17 protein-coding genes are annotated in these 18,367 nt (G+C 57.2%); 15 read left to right on the plus strand and 2 right to left on the minus strand.

Annotation, left to right across the window (positions count from 1 at the left end):
- The first annotated feature begins 27 nt into the window (after positions 1-27).
- Entirely contained in the window at positions 28-1,071 is a 1,044-nt protein-coding gene (locus tag E3U32_RS03725) for a DUF1176 domain-containing protein (protein ID WP_134347687.1), read from the plus strand.
- Between the two features lie 92 nt (positions 1,072-1,163).
- Here E3U32_RS03725 and tkt read toward each other — a convergent pair whose 3' ends face one another.
- Both tkt and tal read right to left on the minus strand, forming a co-directional pair.
- Positions 1,164-3,152: a transketolase gene (gene tkt / locus E3U32_RS03730; protein WP_134347688.1), complete on the minus strand. Its 1,989-nt coding sequence runs from the start codon at positions 3,150-3,152 to the stop codon at positions 1,164-1,166.
- 19 nt (positions 3,153-3,171) lie between these two features.
- Positions 3,172-4,122, minus strand: a complete 951-nt coding sequence (gene tal, locus E3U32_RS03735) for a transaldolase (RefSeq protein ID WP_134347689.1) — start codon at positions 4,120-4,122, stop codon at positions 3,172-3,174.
- A gap of 246 nt (positions 4,123-4,368) precedes the next feature.
- Here tal and maeB point away from each other — a divergent pair, with 246 nt between their 5' ends.
- From maeB to eutB, 14 genes are all read left to right on the plus strand, one after another.
- The gene (gene maeB, locus E3U32_RS03740) at positions 4,369-6,648 is read left to right on the plus strand and encodes an NADP-dependent oxaloacetate-decarboxylating malate dehydrogenase (protein WP_134347690.1); all 2,280 of its coding nucleotides are present in this window, start codon (positions 4,369-4,371) and stop codon (positions 6,646-6,648) included.
- 160 nt (positions 6,649-6,808) lie between these two features.
- Entirely contained in the window at positions 6,809-7,144 is a 336-nt protein-coding gene (gene eutS, locus E3U32_RS03745; protein WP_024907587.1) for an ethanolamine utilization microcompartment protein EutS, read from the plus strand.
- A 12-nt stretch (positions 7,145-7,156) separates the two neighbouring features.
- A complete protein-coding gene (gene eutP / locus E3U32_RS03750) occupies positions 7,157-7,636 on the plus strand; it encodes an ethanolamine utilization acetate kinase EutP (protein WP_134347691.1) in 480 nt (159 codons plus the stop codon).
- Positions 7,614-8,318 carry an ethanolamine utilization acetate kinase EutQ gene (gene eutQ, locus E3U32_RS03755; RefSeq protein WP_134347692.1) on the plus strand — a complete coding sequence of 235 codons (705 nt, stop codon included), beginning with the start codon at positions 7,614-7,616 and terminating at the stop codon, positions 8,316-8,318. The genes eutP and eutQ overlap by 23 nt, the downstream gene beginning before the upstream one ends.
- Before the next feature lie 9 nt (positions 8,319-8,327).
- On the plus strand, positions 8,328-9,131 hold the full coding sequence (gene eutT, locus E3U32_RS03760) for an ethanolamine utilization cob(I)yrinic acid a,c-diamide adenosyltransferase EutT (protein ID WP_134347693.1): 804 nt from the start codon (positions 8,328-8,330) through the stop codon (positions 9,129-9,131).
- A complete protein-coding gene (pta, locus tag E3U32_RS03765) occupies positions 9,128-10,144 on the plus strand; it encodes a phosphate acetyltransferase (protein ID WP_134347694.1) in 1,017 nt (338 codons plus the stop codon). Before eutT ends, pta begins: the two co-directional genes overlap by 4 nt.
- A gap of 40 nt (positions 10,145-10,184) precedes the next feature.
- Positions 10,185-10,478 (plus strand): ethanolamine utilization microcompartment protein EutM, encoded by a 294-nt coding sequence (eutM, locus tag E3U32_RS03770; RefSeq protein ID WP_114680758.1) that lies wholly within the window; start codon positions 10,185-10,187, stop codon positions 10,476-10,478.
- A 114-nt stretch (positions 10,479-10,592) separates the two neighbouring features.
- Positions 10,593-10,880 carry an ethanolamine utilization microcompartment protein EutN gene (gene eutN / locus E3U32_RS03775; RefSeq protein ID WP_134347695.1) on the plus strand — a complete coding sequence of 96 codons (288 nt, stop codon included), beginning with the start codon at positions 10,593-10,595 and terminating at the stop codon, positions 10,878-10,880.
- 11 nt (positions 10,881-10,891) lie between these two features.
- Positions 10,892-12,295, plus strand: a complete 1,404-nt coding sequence (locus E3U32_RS03780) for an aldehyde dehydrogenase family protein (RefSeq protein ID WP_134347696.1) — start codon at positions 10,892-10,894, stop codon at positions 12,293-12,295.
- Between the two features lie 12 nt (positions 12,296-12,307).
- The gene (gene eutJ / locus E3U32_RS03785) at positions 12,308-13,147 is read left to right on the plus strand and encodes an ethanolamine utilization protein EutJ (RefSeq protein ID WP_134347697.1); all 840 of its coding nucleotides are present in this window, start codon (positions 12,308-12,310) and stop codon (positions 13,145-13,147) included.
- Positions 13,137-14,321, plus strand: a complete 1,185-nt coding sequence (eutG, locus tag E3U32_RS03790) for an ethanolamine utilization ethanol dehydrogenase EutG (RefSeq protein WP_134347698.1) — start codon at positions 13,137-13,139, stop codon at positions 14,319-14,321. Before eutJ ends, eutG begins: the two co-directional genes overlap by 11 nt.
- A 30-nt stretch (positions 14,322-14,351) precedes the next feature.
- Entirely contained in the window at positions 14,352-15,584 is a 1,233-nt protein-coding gene (eutH, locus tag E3U32_RS03795; protein WP_134347699.1) for an ethanolamine utilization protein EutH, read from the plus strand.
- Positions 15,581-16,984 (plus strand): ethanolamine ammonia-lyase reactivating factor EutA, encoded by a 1,404-nt coding sequence (gene eutA / locus E3U32_RS03800; RefSeq protein WP_134347700.1) that lies wholly within the window; start codon positions 15,581-15,583, stop codon positions 16,982-16,984. Before eutH ends, eutA begins: the two co-directional genes overlap by 4 nt.
- An 11-nt stretch (positions 16,985-16,995) precedes the next feature.
- Positions 16,996-18,357, plus strand: coding sequence for an ethanolamine ammonia-lyase subunit alpha (gene eutB, locus E3U32_RS03805; protein WP_003038029.1), 1,362 nt, complete (start codon positions 16,996-16,998; stop codon positions 18,355-18,357).
- Positions 18,358-18,367 lie beyond the last annotated feature (10 nt).

An 18,367-nucleotide genomic window follows, 5' to 3' on the forward strand; every position in this document is an offset into this window, starting at 1 on the left:
CGTTTTCGTTCCGGGATTGTGTCATTCATGCGCTACAGCGTCTTTTTATTTTCCCTGTTTTGTGTGCTTCTCGCGCCGCAGGTGCGGGCTGCGCCTGCTCAGCAAGCCTTTTCTGACTGGCAGGTGACCTGCAATAACCAGAACTTTTGCCTTGCACGCAATACGGGTGAACACCGTGGTCTGGTCATGACGCTCACCCGAAGCGCCGGGGCGAAAACGGATGCCACGCTGCGTATCGATCTCGGTGGCCTTGAAACGCCCTCTGTCAAAGAGCCAGAGATTGCCCCCCGGCTGCTGCTGGATAACGTCCCCCTGAAGCTGGACAAGCAGCATTGGCAGTTCACATCCTGGCATCTGAAAACGGACGATGCGTCCACCATCACCGCCTTTCTGAAAAACATCCAGGAAGGGAAAGCGCTCACCCTGAGCGGTGGCAAGCAGGTGATTTCCCTGAGCGGTTTGAAAGCAGCGCTGCTGTTTATTGATGCACAGCAAAAGCGTGTCGGCAGCGAAACCGCATGGATTAAGAAAGGTGACGATCCGCCGTTAAGCGTGCCGCCCGCACCCGCCCTGAAAAAAGTGACTGTCGTGAATCCCACACCAACACCGCTTTCCCACGCTGAACTGAACGACCTGCTGGATTATGGTACCGGGCGGATGAACAGTAGCCAGTGTTCGCTGGATCCTAACCGCCGGGAAGTGCGCGTTACTGCATTAACCGATGACAAAGCGCTGCTGATCGTCAGCTGCGAGGCGGGGGCCTATAACACGGTCGATCTGGCGTGGCTGGTATCACGTAAAAAACCCTTCTCTGCCCGCAGCGTCAGGCTACGTCTGCCGTTTACGCCGTCAAGCGACAGCAGTGAAATGGAGTTAATGAACGCCAGCTTCGACGAGAAAACGCGCGAGCTGACCACGCTCGCGCTCGGGCGGGGTATGGGGGATTGCGGGATCCAGACGCGCTGGCGCTTTGACGGCCAGCGTTTTCGCCTGGTGCGCTACGCCGAGGAGCCCAGCTGTGATAGCTGGAACGGGCCAGATGCCTGGCCCACGCTGTGGATCACGCGGTAGCTTTTTGCCGGGTGGCGGCTGCGCCTTACCCTGCCTACGTTTCGAACCATGTAGGCCCGGTAAGCGTAGCGCCACCGGGCACGCAGGCCGCACTAAATCACGCTCAGCGCCTTCTCTACTACGTTCTCAACGGTAAAGCCGAAGTACGGGAACAGCTTGTCGGCAGGGGCGGACTCACCGTAGCCCCGCATGCCAACAATCGCCCCCTTAAGCCCGACATATTTGTACCAGTAGTCGGCAATACCGGCTTCCACCGCCACGCGCGCCGCGACGCTGGAAGGCAGGACCGATTCCCGGTACGCCTCGTCCTGGGCGTCAAAGATATCCGTTGAGGGCAGGGACACCACGCGTACCGCGTGGCCTTCGGCGGTCAGTTTTTCCGCCGCTTTCACCGTGATTTCCACCTCTGAACCGGTCGCAATCAGGATCACGTCCGGCTTGCCGCCGCTGTCTTTCAGGATGTAGCCGCCGCGGGAGATATTTTTCACCTGCTCAGGGGTACGCTCAATCTGCGCCAGGTTTTGGCGTGACAGAATCAATGCCGTTGGGCCATTGTGACGTTCTACCGCCAGCTTCCAGCCCACCGCCGCTTCGACCTGATCGCACGGACGCCAGGTGCTGAAGTTTGGCGTTAAGCGCAGGCTCGCCAGCTGCTCAACCGCCTGGTGCGTCGGGCCATCTTCCCCCAGCCCGATGGAGTCATGGGTGTAGACCATAATCTGTCGCGCCTTCATCAATGCCGCCATGCGCGCCGCGTTACGGGCATACTCGACAAACATCAGGAAGGTGGCGGTGTAGGGCACGAAGCCGCCGTGATGGGCGATGCCGTTGGCAATGGCGGTCATCCCGAATTCACGTACGCCGTAGTGGATATAGTTCCCGGCAATGTCCTCTTTCAGCGATTTCGAGCCGGACCAGATCGTCAGGTTACTGGGCGCCAGATCCGCCGAGCCGCCAAGCAGTTCAGGCAGGATAGGGCCGATGGCATTCAGCGTGTTTTGTGAGGCCTTACGGGTGGCGATTTTCGCCGGGTTGGACTGCAGGTTTTCAATCAGCGCCTGGGTTTTATCGTCCCAGTCTTCCGGCAGGCCGCCGCTCATGCGACGGGAAAACTCGGCGGCCAGATCCGGGTACGCTTTTTTATACGCGGCAAACTTCTCGTTCCAGGACTGCTGTGCTTTTTCACCCGTTTCGCGGGCATCCCAGGCCTTGTAGATCTCTTTTGGGATCTCAAACGGCGGATGTTTCCAGCCCAGCTTCTGCCGGGTTAGCGCCACTTCCTCTTCGCCCAGCGCCGCACCGTGCGCCTCTTCTTTGCCCGCCTTGTTCGGCGAGCCGAAGCCGATAACCGTGCGGCAGATAATCAGGGACGGTTTGTCCTTCACGCTTTGCGCTTCCTGAATCGCCTTTTTCACCGCCTCGGGATCGTGGCCGTCGATCTCATGCACCACGTGCCAGTGGTAGGCTTCGAAGCGCTTCGCCGTGTCGTCGGTAAACCAGCCCTCGGTTTCCCCGTCGATGGAGATGCCGTTGTGATCGTAAAACCCGATCAGCTTGCCCAGCCCCAGCGTGCCCGCCAGCGAGCAGACTTCATGGGAAATCCCCTCCATCAGGCAGCCGTCACCCATAAATACATAGGTGTAGTGATCGACAATCTCGTGGTCCGGCTGGTTAAACTGTGCCGCCAGCGTGCGCTCGGCAATTGCCAGCCCGACCGCATTTGCCAGCCCCTGGCCGAGCGGCCCGGTGGTGGTTTCCACGCCGGGCGTGTAACCAATTTCCGGGTGACCCGGAGTTTTGGAGTGCAGCTGGCGGAAGTTTTTCAGCTCCTCAAGCGGCAGGTCGTAGCCGGAGAGATGAAGCAGGCTGTATAGCAGCATTGAGGCGTGACCGTTGGAGAGAATAAAACGGTCGCGATCGTACCAGGTGGGGTCGCTGGGGTTGTGCTTCAGGAAGTCGTTCCACAACACTTCGGCAATATCAGCCATGCCCATTGGCGCGCCAGGGTGGCCGGAATTGGCTTTCTGCACGGCATCCATGCTGAGGGCGCGAATGGCATTGGCTAGCTCTTTACGGGACATAGTTCACTCCGTGGCAAGGTTAAAGTTTGGCGGCGAGAAGATCTTCAAGTTTGCGCTGGTCGACGGCGAACAGGCGGATACCTTCCGCCAGTTTTTCCACGGCCATGGCGTCCTGATTGTGCTCCCAGCGGAACTCCGCTTCGGTCATGACTTTCGGTTTTGGCAGAACGGTAGAGGTGGGCACCAGTTTACGGATCACCGTCTCTTCTTTGTCCTGCAGCTCTTTGAGCAGATTAGGGGAGATAGTCAGGCGGTCGCAGCCTGCCAGGGCGAGGATCTGCTCGGTTCGGCGGAAGCTGGCCCCCATCACGATGGTTTCATAGCGGTGCTGCTTGTAATAGTCGTAGATATTACGGACCGATTTCACGCCCGGGTCCTCATCCACCACGTACGGGTCCATTGGCTGTTTTGCCTGATACCAGTCGTAGATGCGGCCAACAAACGGCGAGACCAGGAACACGCCCGCTTCGGCACAGGCGCGTGCCTGAGCAAATGAGAACAGCAGCGTCAGGTTGCAGTGAATTCCCTCTTTTTCCAGCACTTCCGCCGCGCGGATGCCCTCCCAAGTGGAAGCGAGTTTAATCAAAATGCGTGACTTATCGATCCCCTGTTCCTGGTAGAGTTCAACCAGGCGGCGGGCCTTATTAATACTTTTTTCTTTATCGAACGAGAGGCGGGCGTCGACTTCGGTTGAGACGCGCCCCGGGATGCTTTTAAGAATTTCCGCACCGAAATTAACCGCCAGCTTGTCGCTGGCTTCCGCGACCTGCTGCTCCTGCGTTTTCCCGCGCTGTTTACCGTAGGCAATGGCGTCATCAATCAGATGACTAAAATGCGCAAGACCGGCTGCCTTGAGCAGGAGCGAAGGGTTAGTGGTTGCATCCTCCGGCTGATAGTGGCGAATCGACTCGATATCGCCGCTGTCTGCAACCACGGTGGTGAATTTTTTGATGCCGTCTAGCTGGTTCATAAATAATTACTCCTTGGAAATAAAAGAGTTAGATGAGTGCGTTAGTTCACACTTCTGAGAAAATCATGATGGACTTAACAAAAAAGCATAGCAGACGGGGGAGGCATTGCTTTTGAGACGGGTAACATGGCTGTTATAAATTGATAACAATTTTTAATGTGTGATGGTGAGAGTTTGGCAGCCTTCAAAGTTTATGCGCTGTCCTGCGGCGATACTATCTGACCGATACGTAAAAGGAATAACAAGATGGACGATCAGTTAAAACAGAGTGCCCTCGATTTTCACGAGTTCCCTGTCCCAGGCAAAATCCAGGTCTCCCCAACCAAGCCGCTGGCGACCCAGCGCGATCTGGCGCTGGCCTATTCGCCAGGCGTTGCTGCGCCGTGTCTGGAAATCGAAAAAGACCCGCTGGCAGCCTACAAATACACCGCGCGCGGCAACCTCGTGGCCGTTATCTCGAACGGCACGGCTGTGCTGGGTCTCGGTAACATCGGCGCCCTGGCGGGTAAACCGGTGATGGAAGGGAAGGGCGTTCTGTTCAAGAAATTCGCCGGTATCGACGTGTTTGATATCGAGGTGGACGAACTCGATCCCGATAAATTCATCAACGTGGTGGCCGCGCTGGAGCCGACCTTCGGCGGGATCAACCTGGAAGACATCAAAGCGCCGGAATGTTTCTATATCGAGCAGAAGCTGCGCGAGCGTATGAACATTCCCGTGTTCCATGATGACCAGCACGGCACTGCGATTATCAGCACCGCCGCTATTCTGAACGGTCTGCGCGTGGTTGAGAAAAATCTCTCTGACGTGCGCATGGTGGTCTCTGGCGCAGGCGCCGCGGCCATCGCCTGTATGAACCTGCTGGTGGCGCTGGGGATGCAGAAACACAACATTGTGGTCTGCGACTCCAAAGGCGTTATCTATAAAGATCGCGAGCCTAACATGGCGGAAACCAAAGCGGCCTATGCGGTGGAAGACGACGGCAAGCGCACGCTTGAGGACGTCATCGATGGCGCGGATATCTTCCTCGGTTGCTCGGGTCCGAAAGTGCTGACCCAGGAGATGGTCAAGAAGATGGCGCGCGCGCCAATGATCCTGGCTCTGGCAAACCCGGAACCCGAAATCCTGCCGCCGCTGGCGAAAGCGGTGCGTGAAGATGCCATTATCTGTACCGGCCGTTCCGACTACCCGAACCAGGTGAACAACGTGCTCTGCTTCCCGTTCATCTTCCGCGGCGCGCTGGACGTCGGCGCGACGGCAATCAACGAAGAGATGAAGCTTGCCGCCGTTCACGCCATCGCGGAGCTGGCTCATGCCGAGCAGAGCGAAGTGGTTGCGTCAGCCTATGGCGATCAGGATCTGAGCTTTGGTCCGGATTACATCATTCCAAAACCGTTCGACCCGCGTCTGATTGTTAAAATTGCGCCAGCGGTGGCCAAAGCGGCGATGGACTCCGGTGTGGCGACGCGTCCGATTCAGGACTTCGACGCTTATGTCGATAAGCTCACCGAGTTTGTCTATAAAACCAACCTGTTCATGAAGCCGATCTTCTCGCAGGCACGTACCGACGCGAAACGCGTTGTACTGGCGGAAGGGGAAGAGGCGCGCGTGCTCCACGCCACCCAGGAACTGATCACCTTAGGTCTGGCGAAGCCGATCCTGATTGGTCGTCCGAGCGTGATTGAGATGCGCATTCAAAAGCTGGGCCTGCAGATTAAGCCGGGCGTCGACTTCGAGATCGTCAACAACGAATCCGATCCGCGCTTCAAAGAGTACTGGAGCGAATACTACGCGATCATGAAACGCCGGGGGATCACCCAGGAGCAGGCGCAGAAAGCTGTCATCAGTAACACGACGGTGATCGGCGCGATCATGGTTCATCGCGGCGAAGCGGATGCGCTGATCTGCGGCACCATCGGCGATTACCACGAGCACTTTAGCGTGGTGCAGGAGATCTTCGGCTATCGCGACGGCGTCCATACCGCCGGGGCGATGAACGCCCTGCTGCTGCCGAGCGGGAACACCTTTATTGCCGACACCTACGTTAATGACGATCCAACCCCTGACGAGCTGGCGGAGATCACCGTGATGGCCGCGGAGACCGTGCGCCGCTTTGGTATCGAGCCGAAGGTGGCGCTGCTGTCGCACTCAAACTTTGGTTCGTCTAAATCCGCGGCGGCCTGCAAAATGCGTCAGACGCTGGAGCTGGTGCGCGAGCGTGCGCCGGAGCTGATGATTGACGGGGAAATGCACGGCGATGCGGCGCTGGTGGAGAGCATCCGCAACGAACGTATGCCGGACAGTCCGCTGAAAGGATCGGCGAACATACTGATTATGCCGAACGTGGAAGCGGCGCGTATCAGCTATAACCTGCTGCGCGTCTCCAGCTCTGAAGGGGTGACCGTAGGGCCGGTGCTGATGGGTGTGGCGAAACCGGTGCATGTGTTAACGCCGATAGCCTCTGTGCGCCGTATCGTGAATATGGTAGCGCTGGCGGTGGTGGAGGCGCAGACGCAGCCGCTGTAATATCACTTTAATTTATTTCCGGCGCGGGTTTCTCCCGCGCCTTTTTATTTTCCCTTTCTTAGTGATCCACTTCACCTTTTAAACCTGGTTGCCGAATTTTGTTATTTACTCTGACAAAAAATTGCCACGATGAGGGCAGTTTTAGAGGAGGCGGTGAGCAATGGAAAAAGAACGCATTATTCAGGAATTTGTGCCGGGGAAACAGGTCACGCTGGCGCATCTCATTGCACACCCCGGAGAGGAACTGGCGAAAAAGATCGGCGTTCCCGAAGCAGGTGCCATCGGCATCATGACGCTGACGCCAGGGGAAACTGCGATGATTGCCGGTGACTTAGCCCTGAAGGCGGCAGATGTACATATCGGTTTTCTCGATAGATTCAGTGGTGCGCTGGTTATCTACGGCTCGGTAGGCGCGGTAGAAGAAGCGTTATTACAAACGGTAAGTGGTCTGGGCCGGTTATTAAATTTCACATTGTGCAATCTGACAAAAAGTTAATCAGAGGCGGCGATGAAACGTATTGCGTTTGTCGGTACGGTGGGGGCGGGAAAAACGACGCTCTTTAATGCGCTACAGGGGAATTATTCCCTCGCCAGAAAAACGCAGGCCGTGGAGTTTAATGAGAATGGCGATATCGATACGCCAGGAGAATATTTTAGCCATCCGCGCTGGTATCACGCCTTGATTACCACGCTGCAGGATGTCGATACGTTGATTTATATACACGCGGCAAATGATAAAGAAAGTCGCTTACCTGCCGGGCTGTTGGATATTGGCGCAAGTAAACGACAAATCGCCGTTATCAGCAAAACGGACGTGCCAGATGTCGACGTCGCCGCAACGCGACAACTTCTTCGCGAGATGGGGTTTCAGGAGCCGATTTTTGAGCTCAATAGCCATGACCCGCGCAGCGTGCAGCACCTGGTGGATTATCTGACTGAGCTCAGCCAAAAGGAGAAAAGGGCAGGTGAAAAAACTCATTACAGCTAACGATATTCGTGCGGCCCACGCACGCGGCGAACAGGAAATGTCAGTTGTTCTGCGCGCCAGCATCATCACCCCGGAGGCGCGCGAAGTTGCGGAGCTGCTGGGCGTCACCATTAGCGAATGCGATGAATCCACGCCATACGTAGCCGCTGCTAAACCGGCTGCGGTGATTGATGGCAAAACGGAAAACCAACGCATTCGCGAAACCATCATTGCACAGTTACCGGAAGGACAGTTTACCGAAAGCCTGGTTGCCCAACTGATGGACAAAGTCATGAAGGAGAAACAGTCGCTGGAGCAGGGCGGAATGCAGCCAGGCTTTAACTCGGTGACCGGCAAAGGCGGCGTCAAAGTCATCGACGGCAGTAGCGTGAAGTTTGGTCGTTTTGACGGCGCACAGCCGCAATGTGTGGGTTTAACCGATCTGGTGACCGACCAGGACGGCAGCAGTATGGCCGCCGGGTTCATGCAGTGGGATAACGCCTTTTTCCCATGGACGTTGAACTACGACGAAATCGACATGATTCTGGAAGGTGAGCTGCACGTTCGTCACGAAGGCGAAACCATGATTGCTAAAGCCGGGGACGTGATGTTTATCCCGAAAGGCTCCAGCATCGAATTTGGTACGCCCTCGACGGTGAAGTTTCTGTATGTGGCCTGGCCTGCGAACTGGCAGTCCTGCTAAGGCGGATGTATGAAGGATTTCATTACCGAAGCATGGCTCAGAGCGAATCATACGCTCAGCGAAGGGGCTGAAATTCATCTCCCCGCTGACGCTCGCCTGACGCCGTCTGCCCGGGAATTACTGGAAAGCCGACATCTGCGCATTAAGTTTATCGACGAGCAGGGCAGCCTGTTTATTGCTGACGAAGACCAGCAGCCGCAGCCGGTTCATGGGTTAACCAGCAGCGATACGCATCAACAGGCCAGCTGCGAACTGTGTCATCAACCGGTGGTGAAGAAACCCGACACGCTGACGCATCTGACGGCGGACAAGATGGTTGCCAAAAGTGACCCGCGCCTGGGATTTCGCGCCGCGCTGGACAGCACCATCGCGCTGGCCGTGTGGTTGCAGATAGAGCTGGGGCAGCCGTGGCAGCCGTGGCTTTCGGATATCCGTTCGCGCCTGGGCAACATTATGCGCGCCGATGCGATGGACGAGCTGCTGGCAGCACAAGCTATCGTCGGTTTAAGTGACGACGATTTACACCGCCTTTCGCATCAGCCGTTGCGCTATCTGGACCACGACCATCTGGTGCCTGAAGCCAGTCACGGACATGATTGCGCGCTGCTTAATCTGCTGCGTACCAAAGTCCGTGAAACGGAGACGGTGGCGGCCCAGGTTTTCATCAGCCGTAGTTTTGAAGTCATGCGACCGGACATCATGCAGGCGCTCAACCGCCTTTCCAGTACGGTCTACGTCATGATGATTCTGAGCGTTGCGAAGCACCCGCTGACGGTTAGCCAAATTCAACAGCGACTGGGGGAGAAGCCATGATCATTGAACGTGCTCGTCAACTCGCCCACCGCTCACCTGCACGTGTGGTGTTCCCGGATGCATTGGATATTCGGGTACTGCAGGCGGCAAATTACCTGCGTCAGCACCGTCTGGCGCGTCCCATTCTCGTCGCCAGTCCGTTTGCGCTGCGCCAGTTTGCTCTCAGCCACCGGGTGGCGATGGATGGCATTCAGGTTATCGATCCGCAAAGCAACATGCCAATGCGCGAAGAGTTTGCGCTGCGCTGGTTGGCCCGCGCGGGAGATAAAACGCCTGCGGATGCGTGGGAAAAACTCAACGATCCGCTGATGTTCGCTGCGGCAATGGTCAGCGCGGGCAAAGCAGACGTCTGTATTGCGGGCAATCTATCGTCGACGGCAAACGTGCTGCGCGCCGGTTTGCGCATTATTGGGCTACAGCCAGGCTGTAAAACGCTGTCGTCAATTTTCCTGATGCTGCCGCAGTACCTCGGGCCGTCATTAGGGTTTGCCGATTGCAGCGTCGTGCCGCAGCCCACCGCCGCACAGCTGGCGGATATTGCAATTGCCAGCGCGCAGACATGGCAGGGGATCACCGGTGAAGAGCCGCGCGTGGCCATGCTGTCGTTTTCAAGTAATGGCAGCGCTCGTCATCCCAACGTCGCTAACGTGCAGCAGGCGACGGAGATTGTTCGTGAGCGTGCCCCGCAGCTTATCGTGGATGGAGAACTGCAATTTGATGCCGCCTTTGTTCCGGATGTCGCCGCGCAAAAAGCGCCCGCCAGTCCGTTAAAGGGCAATGCCAACGTGATGGTCTTCCCGTCGCTGGAGGCAGGCAATATTGGCTACAAAATCGCCCAGCGTTTGGGAGGGTATCGCGCCGTTGGACCCTTGATTCAGGGACTTGCCGCACCGCTTCACGACCTCTCTCGCGGCTGTAGCGTACAGGAAATTATCGAACTGGCGTTGGTGGCAGCTGTGCCGCGCCAGACTGACGTGAGTCGTGAGAACGCCTCGCACACACTGGTTGTATAAGGTCCCGTTCTGGACCCCTTTGACTTAAGAGGAAAGCAAAATGGAAGCATTAGGAATGATTGAAACCCGGGGCCTGGTTGCACTGATTGAGGCTTCTGACGCAATGGTTAAAGCGGCACGTGTGAAACTGGTTGGCGTGAAGCAGATCGGTGGCGGTCTGGTCACTGCTATGGTCCGTGGCGACGTAGCGGCATGTAAAGCGGCAACAGACGCAGGTGCTGCGGCTGCACAGCGTATTGGCGAGCTGGTTTCCGTACACGTGATCCCGCGTCCGCATGGCGATCTGGAAGAAGTGTTCCCGATCAGCTTTAAAGGCGACAGCAGCGACATGTAAGTCGTCCATGTGACGCCACAAACTTCATTGCTGGCGTCACCCTCTCTCCTTTTCACATTACCTTCTGCGGAGGGTAGGGGGAGGTTTTACCTGAAATATGCCACGGAGGCGCGTATGAAACTGGCAATCGTCAAAGGACAAATTGTTTGTACCGTACGCCATCAGGGGCTCGCGCACGACAAGTTGCTGATGGTGGAAATGATTGATGCCTGCGGTAATCCCGACGGGCAGTGTGCCGTTGCTATCGACAGCATCGGGGCGGGAACCGGGGAGTGGGTGCTGCTGGTCAGCGGAAGCTCAGCCCGTCAGGCGCACCGTAACGAATCATCACCTGTCGATCTGTGCGTGATTGGCATCGTCGATGAAGTGGTGGCAGGTGGCCAGGTGATCTTCCATAAATAAGGCAGAAAATCATGAATCAACAGGATATTGAACAGGTCGTGAAAGCGGTGCTGCTGAAAATGAAAGACAGCAGCCAGCCCGTCAGTGCCGTTCAAGAAATGGGCGTTTTTGCCTCCCTGGATGACGCAGTGACGGCAGCAAAACTGGCCCAGCAGGGGTTGAAAAGCGTCGCCATGCGTCAGTTGGCTATCGCGGCTCTACGTGAGGCGGGCGAAAAGCACGCCAGAGAATTAGCGGAACTTGCCGTCACAGAAACCGGCATGGGACGCGTTGAAGATAAATTTGCCAAAAACGTGGCGCAGGCGCGCGGTACGCCAGGGGTGGAATGCCTGTCTCCACAGGTCCTGACCGGCGATAACGGCCTGACGCTGATTGAAAATGCGCCGTGGGGAGTGGTGGCCTCGGTGACGCCGTCCACCAATCCGGCCGCGACCGTTATTAACAACGCCATCAGCCTGATTGCCGCTGGCAACAGCGTGGTCTTCGCACCGCATCCGGCTGCTAAAGGCGTGTCTCAGCGCGCTATCACTCTGCTCAACCAGGCGGTGGTCGCTGCAGGCGGACCGGCCAACCTGCTGGTTACCGTTGCCAACCCGGATATCGAAACCGCCCAGCGGTTGTTCAAGTACCCAGGCATCGGACTGCTGGTCGTAACCGGCGGTGAAGCCGTAGTGGATGCCGCGCGTAAGCACACCAACAAGCGTCTGATTGCCGCCGGTGCAGGTAATCCGCCGGTGGTGGTGGATGAAACGGCCGACCTGGCGCGCGCGGCGCAGTCGATCGTCAAAGGCGCTTCGTTTGACAACAACATCATCTGCGCCGATGAAAAAGTCCTGATCGTCGTGGATAGCGTTGCCGACGAACTGATGCGCCTGATGGAAAGCCAGCATGCGGTGAAAATGACTGCGGCTCAGGCCGAACAGCTGCAACCTGTGCTGCTGAAAAATATAGATGAGCGCGGTAAAGGCACGGTCAGTCGTGACTGGGTAGGCCGCGATGCAGGAAAAATCGCTGCGACGATTGGTCTGAACGTACCAGAGCAAACGCGGCTGTTATTCGTCGAAACCTCAGCGACGCATCCGTTTGCCGTCACCGAATTGATGATGCCGGTGCTGCCTGTCGTGCGGGTCGCCAGCGTCGATGAAGCCATTGAACTGGCGGTCAAGCTTGAAGGTGGCTGTCACCATACGGCGGCGATGCATTCACGCAATATCGACAACATGAACCGCATGGCAAACGCCATTGATACCAGTATTTTCGTCAAGAACGGACCGTGTATTGCTGGTCTTGGGCTCGGCGGAGAAGGCTGGACCACGATGACCATTACTACGCCAACCGGGGAAGGGGTGACCAGCGCGCGTACGTTTGTGCGTCTGCGTCGCTGTGTGTTGGTTGACGCCTTCAGAATTGTATAAGGAGTAAAAGAGATGGCACACGACGAACAACGTTGGCTGACACCCAGGCTGCTAAAAACGGCAACGCTATGTAACCAGCCCCCTGCTGTGAGCGATTCACCGCTGTGGCTGGGCGTTGATTTGGGAACGTGTGATGTGGTGTCGATGGTTGTCGACAGTGACGGACAGCCGGTTGCGGTTTGCCTGGACTGGGCCGATGTCGTGCGCGATGGCATCGTCTGGGATTTCTTCGGCGCGGTGACCATCGTTCGTCGCCATCTCGATACGCTCGAACAACAGCTGGGTTGCCGCTTTACTCATGCGGCAACCTCGTTTCCACCGGGAACGGACCGGCGAATTTCGATCAACGTGCTGGAGTCTGCCGGGCTTGAAGTAAGTCATGTGCTCGACGAACCGACCGCATTGGCGGACTTGTTGCAGCTCGATAACGCTGGCGTGGTGGATATCGGGGGCGGTACCACCGGGATTGCCATTGTTAAACAGGGCAAAGTGATCTATTCCGCCGATGAAGCGACCGGCGGGCACCATATTTCTCTGACGCTGGCCGGGAACCGTCGCATCCAGTTGGAGGAAGCCGAGCAGTACAAGCGCAGCAATGGCAAAGAAATCTGGCCAGTGGTTAAGCCGGTCTACGAAAAGATGGCGGAAATCGTGGCTCACCATATAGCCGGACAGGGCGTCGCTGACTTGTGGCTGGCCGGTGGCTCCTGTATGCAGCCGGGCCTTGATGAACTGTTCCGTAAGCGTTTCCCGGAGCTGCAGGTGCATTTACCCCAGCACAGCCTGTTTATGACTCCGCTGGCGATTGCAAATAGCGGAAAAGAAAAAGCGGAAGGAATCTATGCAAGCTGAATTGCAGACCGCGCTCTTTCAGGCATTCGATACCCTGAATCTGCAACGCGTAAAAACATTTAGCGTTCCACCGGTTACGTTATGTGGACTGGGAGCGCTGAGTACCTGTGGACAGGAAGCAAAAACGCGCGGACTGACGCATATGTTCGTCATGGTTGATAGTTTCCTGCATCAGGTGGGGATGACTGCTGCACTGGAACGCAGCCTGGCGATGAAAGGCGTGGCGATGACGCTGTGGCCATGTCCGGCGGGCGAACCGTGCATTACGGATGTCTGCGCGGCGGTCGCGCAAATGCGTGAATCGAAGTGCGATAGCGTTGTGGCCTTCGGCGGCGGTTCCGTACTGGATGCCGCAAAGGCAGTAGCGTTGCTGGTGACCAACCCCACGCAGACGCTGGCTGACATGACGGAGCACAGCGTGTTGCGTCCGCGTCTGCCGCTAATTGCGGTGCCAACTACCGCCGGAACGGGCTCAGAAACCACTAACGTCACGGTGATTATCGACGCCGCGACAGGACTTAAACAAGTGCTGGCCCACGCAATGCTGATGCCGGATGTGGCGATCCTTGACGCCGCGCTGACGGAAGGTGTGCCCGCACACGTCACGGCGATGACCGGGATCGATGCGCTGACGCACGCCGTTGAAGCGTATAGCGCGCTGAACGCGACGCCGTTTACCGACAGCCTGGCGATTGGCGCGATTGCGATGATCGGTAAATCGCTGCCGAAGGCCGTCGGATACGGTCAGGATCTGGCTGCGCGGGAAAGCATGCTGCTGGCGTCCTGCATGGCGGGAATGGCGTTTTCCAGCGCGGGACTGGGATTGTGTCATGCGATGGCGCACCAGCCGGGCGCAGCGCTGCATATCCCGCACGGACAGGCTAACGCCATGCTGCTGCCCACGGTAATGGGATTCAACCGCATGGTGTGTCGTGAGCGCTTCAGCCATATCGGACGGGCGTTAACCAACAAGAAGTCGGACGATCGCGATGCCATCAACGCCGTCAGCGAGCTGATTAGTGAAGTGGGCCAGACAAAACGACTCTCTGATGTTGGGGCAAAGCTCGAGCATTACAGCGCATGGGCGCATGCCGCGCTGGAGGATATATGTATTCGCAGTAACCCACGCACCGCCACGCATGCCGACATTATCGCATTGTATGCAACGGCATAATAAATACACATATGACAGGGAGTGAAGGTTATGGGAATTAACGAAATCATCATGTACATCATGATGTTCTTTATGCTGATTGCCGCCGTGGACAGGATCCTGTCGCAGTTCGGCGGTTCGGCGCGCTTCCTCGGTAAGTTCGGTAAGAGTATTGAGGGTTCGGGCGGCCAGTTTGAAGAAGGTTTCATGGCGATGGGCGCGCTGGGCCTGGCGATGGTCGGTATGACCGCGCTGGCACCAGTACTGGCGCATGTGCTTGGGCCGGTGATTATTCCGCTGTACGAAATGCTGGGCGCAAACCCGTCGATGTTTGCCGGAACGCTGCTGGCGTGCGATATGGGGGGCTTCTTCCTGGCGAAAGAACTGGCGGGCGGCGACGTTGCGGCGTGGCTGTACTCTGGTCTGATCCTCGGAGCGATGATGGGGCCGACGCTGGTCTTCTCCATTCCGGTTGCGCTGGGAATTATTGAACCGTCTGACCGTCGTTATCTGGCGCTGGGCGTACTGGCCGGTATTGTCACCATTCCTGTTGGCTGTATTGCGGGTGGTTTGGTCGCGATGTACTCCGGCGTCGAAATCAATGGTCAGCCGGTGGAGTTCACCTTTGCGCTGATCCTGATGAACATGATCCCGGTGCTGATTGTGGCCGTGCTTGTGGCGCTGGGACTGAAATTCATCCCGGAAAAAATGATCAGCGGCTTCCAGATCTTCGCGAAATTCCTCGTGGCGCTGATCACCCTCGGTCTGGCAGCTGCGGTGATCAAATTTCTGCTCGGCTGGGAGCTAATTCCGGGTCTTGATCCTATCTTCATGGCACCGGGAGACAGGCCGGGTGAAGTGATGCGCGCCATCGAAGTTATCGGTTCTATCTCCTGTGTGCTGCTGGGCGCCTACCCGATGGTACTGCTGTTGACCCGCTGGTTTGAAAAACCGCTGATGAGCGTCGGCAACCTGTTAAACGTTAATAACATTGCGGCTGCGGGGATGGTCGCGACGCTGGCGAACAACATCCCGATGTTCGGCATGATGAAGAATATGGATACCCGCGGCAAAGTGATCAACTGTGCCTTTGCGGTCTCCGCGGCCTTTGCTCTGGGTGACCACTTAGGCTTCGCCGCTGCCAACATGAACGCAATGATCTTCCCAATGATTGTCGGCAAGTTGATCGGCGGTGTGACGGCGATTGGCGTGGCTATGCTGTTAGTACCAAAAGACGAAGATGTTCCGGCACCAGCAGAAACTAATCCGGAGACGCAATCGTGAATACTCGCCAGCTACTCAGCGTCGGTATCGATATCGGCACCACTACCACTCAGGTGATCTTCTCGCGCCTTGAGCTGGTCAACCGTGCGGCAGTGTCGCAGGTGCCGCGCTACGAATTCATCAAACGCGAAATTAGCTGGCAAAGCCCGGTGTTCTTTACCCCCGTTGATAAGCAGGGCGGGTTGAAAGAGGCCGAACTTAAGGCACTGATCCTCGCCCAGTATCAGGCGGCGGGCATCAAGCCTGAGGCCGTCGATTCCGGTGCGATCATCATTACCGGAGAAAGCGCCAAAACCCGCAACGCACGACCCGCAGTGATGACGCTCGCCCAGTCGCTGGGGGACTTTGTGGTTGCCAGCGCCGGTCCGCATCTGGAATCGGTGATTGCCGGTCAAGGAGCGGGAGTGCAAACCCTGTCCGAGCAAAAAATGTGCCGCGTACTGAATATCGACATCGGCGGCGGGACGTCGAACTTCGTCCTGTTCGATGCCGGAAAGGTCAGCGGTTCGGCCTGCCTGAACGTTGGCGGACGGCTTCTGGAAACGGATGGTCAGGGGCGAGTGGTGTATGCGCATCAACCGGGACAGATGATTGTTGATGACGTATTTGGTCCGGGCTTTGACGCCCGAACCCTCAATGCGGCGCAGCTTGTTCAGGTGGCTCGACGGATGGCGGCGCTGATTGTGGAGGTGATTGACGGCACGCTTTCACCGTTGGCGCAGGCGCTGATGCAAACCGGTTCACTGCCTGCGGGCGTGAAACCGGATGTGATTACGCTTTCAGGGGGAGTGGGCGAATGCTACCGCAACCAACCTGCCGATCCGTTCTGTTTTTCCGATATCGGGCCGCTGCTCGCCACGGCGCTGCACGAACATCCGCGCCTGCGTGATATGAACGTGCAGTTCCCGGCGCAGACCGTGCGTGCCACGGTGATTGGTGCCGGAGCGCATACGCTGTCGCTTTCGGGCAGCACTATCTGGCTGGAAGGTGTAGCGCTTCCGCTGCGCAATCTGCCGGTGGCGATTCCAGTTGATGAGGCTGATTTGGTTGCCGCCTGGCAGCAAGCGCTGATGCAACTCGATCTGGATCCGCAAACGGACGCCTACGTGCTGGCGCTGCCCGGTTCGCTGCCGGTGCGCTACGCCGCGCTATTAACGGTGATTGATGCGCTGCAGGCCTTTGTCGCGCGCTATCCGAATCCGCATCCCCTGCTGGTGGTAGCCGAGCAGGATTTTGGTAAAGCCCTGGGCATGCTGTTACGCCCACAGTTACAGCAACACCCGCTGGCGGTCATCGATGAGGTGGTTGTCCGGGCGGGGGACTATATCGACATTGGTACGCCTCTTTTTGGCGGATCGGTTGTGCCGGTGACGGTGAAATCACTCGCATTTCCTTCCTGAGGGAACGACTTATGAAACTAAAGACCACATTGTTCGGCAATGTTTATCAGTTTAAGGATGTGAAAGAGGTGCTGGCAAAAGCCAACGAACTGCGTTCGGGGGATGTGCTGGCAGGGGTAGCTGCAACCAGTTCGCAGGAGCGCGTGGCGGCCAAGCAGGTGCTGTCAGAAATGACGGTGGCGGATATCCGCAATAACCCGGTGATTTCCTATGAAGAGGACTGCGTCACGCGTCTGATTCAGGATGACGTCAACGAAACGGCCTATAACCGCATCAAAAACTGGAGCATCAGCGAACTGCGCGAGTACGTGCTGAGCGATGAAACCTCCGTTGATGACATTGCTTTTACGCGCAAAGGGTTAACCTCGGAAGTGGTCGCCGCGGTAGCGAAAATATGCTCTAACGCGGACCTGATCTACGGCGGTAAGAAAATGCCGGTGATCAAAAAGGCCAACACCACTATCGGTCTGCCGGGCACATTCAGCTGCCGTTTACAGCCGAACGACACCCGTGATGACGTGCAGAGTATTGCGGCACAAATTTACGAGGGACTGTCCTTCGGTGCGGGCGATGCGGTAATTGGCGTAAACCCGGTAACGGATGATGTGGAAAACTTAAGCCGCGTACTGGATACCGTGTACGGCGTCATCGATAAATTCAACATCCCGACCCAGGGCTGTGTACTGGCACACGTTACCACCCAGATTGAAGCGATTCGTCGCGGCGCGCCGGGTGGGCTGATTTTCCAGAGTATCTGCGGCAGCGAGAAAGGCTTAAAAGAGTTCGGCGTTGAGCTGGCTATGCTGGATGAAGCACGCGCGGTGGGCGCGGAGTTCAACCGCATTGCCGGGGAAAACTGCCTGTACTTCGAAACCGGGCAAGGGTCTGCGCTCTCCGCAGGCGCTAACTTCGGTGCCGATCAGGTGACGATGGAAGCGCGTAACTACGGACTGGCGCGTCACTACGATCCGTTTCTGGTGAACACCGTAGTGGGCTTTATCGGGCCGGAGTATCTGTACAACGATCGTCAGATTATTCGCGCGGGTCTGGAAGATCACTTTATGGGCAAGCTGAGTGGCATCTCAATGGGCTGCGACTGCTGCTACACCAACCATGCTGATGCTGACCAGAACCTCAACGAAAACCTGATGATTCTGCTCGCCACCGCTGGCTGCAACTACATCATGGGCATGCCGCTCGGTGACGACATCATGCTCAACTATCAGACCACCGCATTTCACGACACCGCCACCGTCCGTCAGTTGCTGAATTTACGGCCGTCGCCGGAGTTTGAACGCTGGCTGGAAACCATGGGCATTATGGCAAACGGTCGCCTGACCAAACGGGCGGGCGATCCGTCACTGTTCTTCTGATGACGCGGGG

Origin of the sequence: Lelliottia nimipressuralis (assembly GCF_004402045.1) — a bacterium.
Lineage (GTDB): Bacteria > Pseudomonadota > Gammaproteobacteria > Enterobacterales > Enterobacteriaceae > Enterobacter > Enterobacter chinensis.

Bases quoted from the DNA above. Each gene is read 5' to 3' on its own strand.
- E3U32_RS03725 (WP_134347687.1), top strand. From the start codon at position 28: ATGCGCTACAGCGTCTTTTTATTTTCCCTGTTTTGTGTGCTTCTCGCG.
- tkt (WP_134347688.1), bottom strand. From the start codon at position 3,152: ATGTCCCGTAAAGAGCTAGCCAATGCCATTCGCGCCCTCAGCATGGAT.
- tal (WP_134347689.1), bottom strand. From the start codon at position 4,122: ATGAACCAGCTAGACGGCATCAAAAAATTCACCACCGTGGTTGCAGAC.
- maeB (WP_134347690.1), top strand. From the start codon at position 4,369: ATGGACGATCAGTTAAAACAGAGTGCCCTCGATTTTCACGAGTTCCCT.
- eutS (WP_024907587.1), top strand. From the start codon at position 6,809: ATGGAAAAAGAACGCATTATTCAGGAATTTGTGCCGGGGAAACAGGTC.
- eutP (WP_134347691.1), top strand. From the start codon at position 7,157: ATGAAACGTATTGCGTTTGTCGGTACGGTGGGGGCGGGAAAAACGACG.
- eutT (WP_134347693.1), top strand. From the start codon at position 8,328: ATGAAGGATTTCATTACCGAAGCATGGCTCAGAGCGAATCATACGCTC.
- pta (WP_134347694.1), top strand. From the start codon at position 9,128: ATGATCATTGAACGTGCTCGTCAACTCGCCCACCGCTCACCTGCACGT.
- eutM (WP_114680758.1), top strand. From the start codon at position 10,185: ATGGAAGCATTAGGAATGATTGAAACCCGGGGCCTGGTTGCACTGATT.
- eutN (WP_134347695.1), top strand. From the start codon at position 10,593: ATGAAACTGGCAATCGTCAAAGGACAAATTGTTTGTACCGTACGCCAT.
- E3U32_RS03780 (WP_134347696.1), top strand. From the start codon at position 10,892: ATGAATCAACAGGATATTGAACAGGTCGTGAAAGCGGTGCTGCTGAAA.
- eutJ (WP_134347697.1), top strand. From the start codon at position 12,308: ATGGCACACGACGAACAACGTTGGCTGACACCCAGGCTGCTAAAAACG.
- eutG (WP_134347698.1), top strand. From the start codon at position 13,137: ATGCAAGCTGAATTGCAGACCGCGCTCTTTCAGGCATTCGATACCCTG.
- eutH (WP_134347699.1), top strand. From the start codon at position 14,352: ATGGGAATTAACGAAATCATCATGTACATCATGATGTTCTTTATGCTG.
- eutB (WP_003038029.1), top strand. From the start codon at position 16,996: ATGAAACTAAAGACCACATTGTTCGGCAATGTTTATCAGTTTAAGGAT.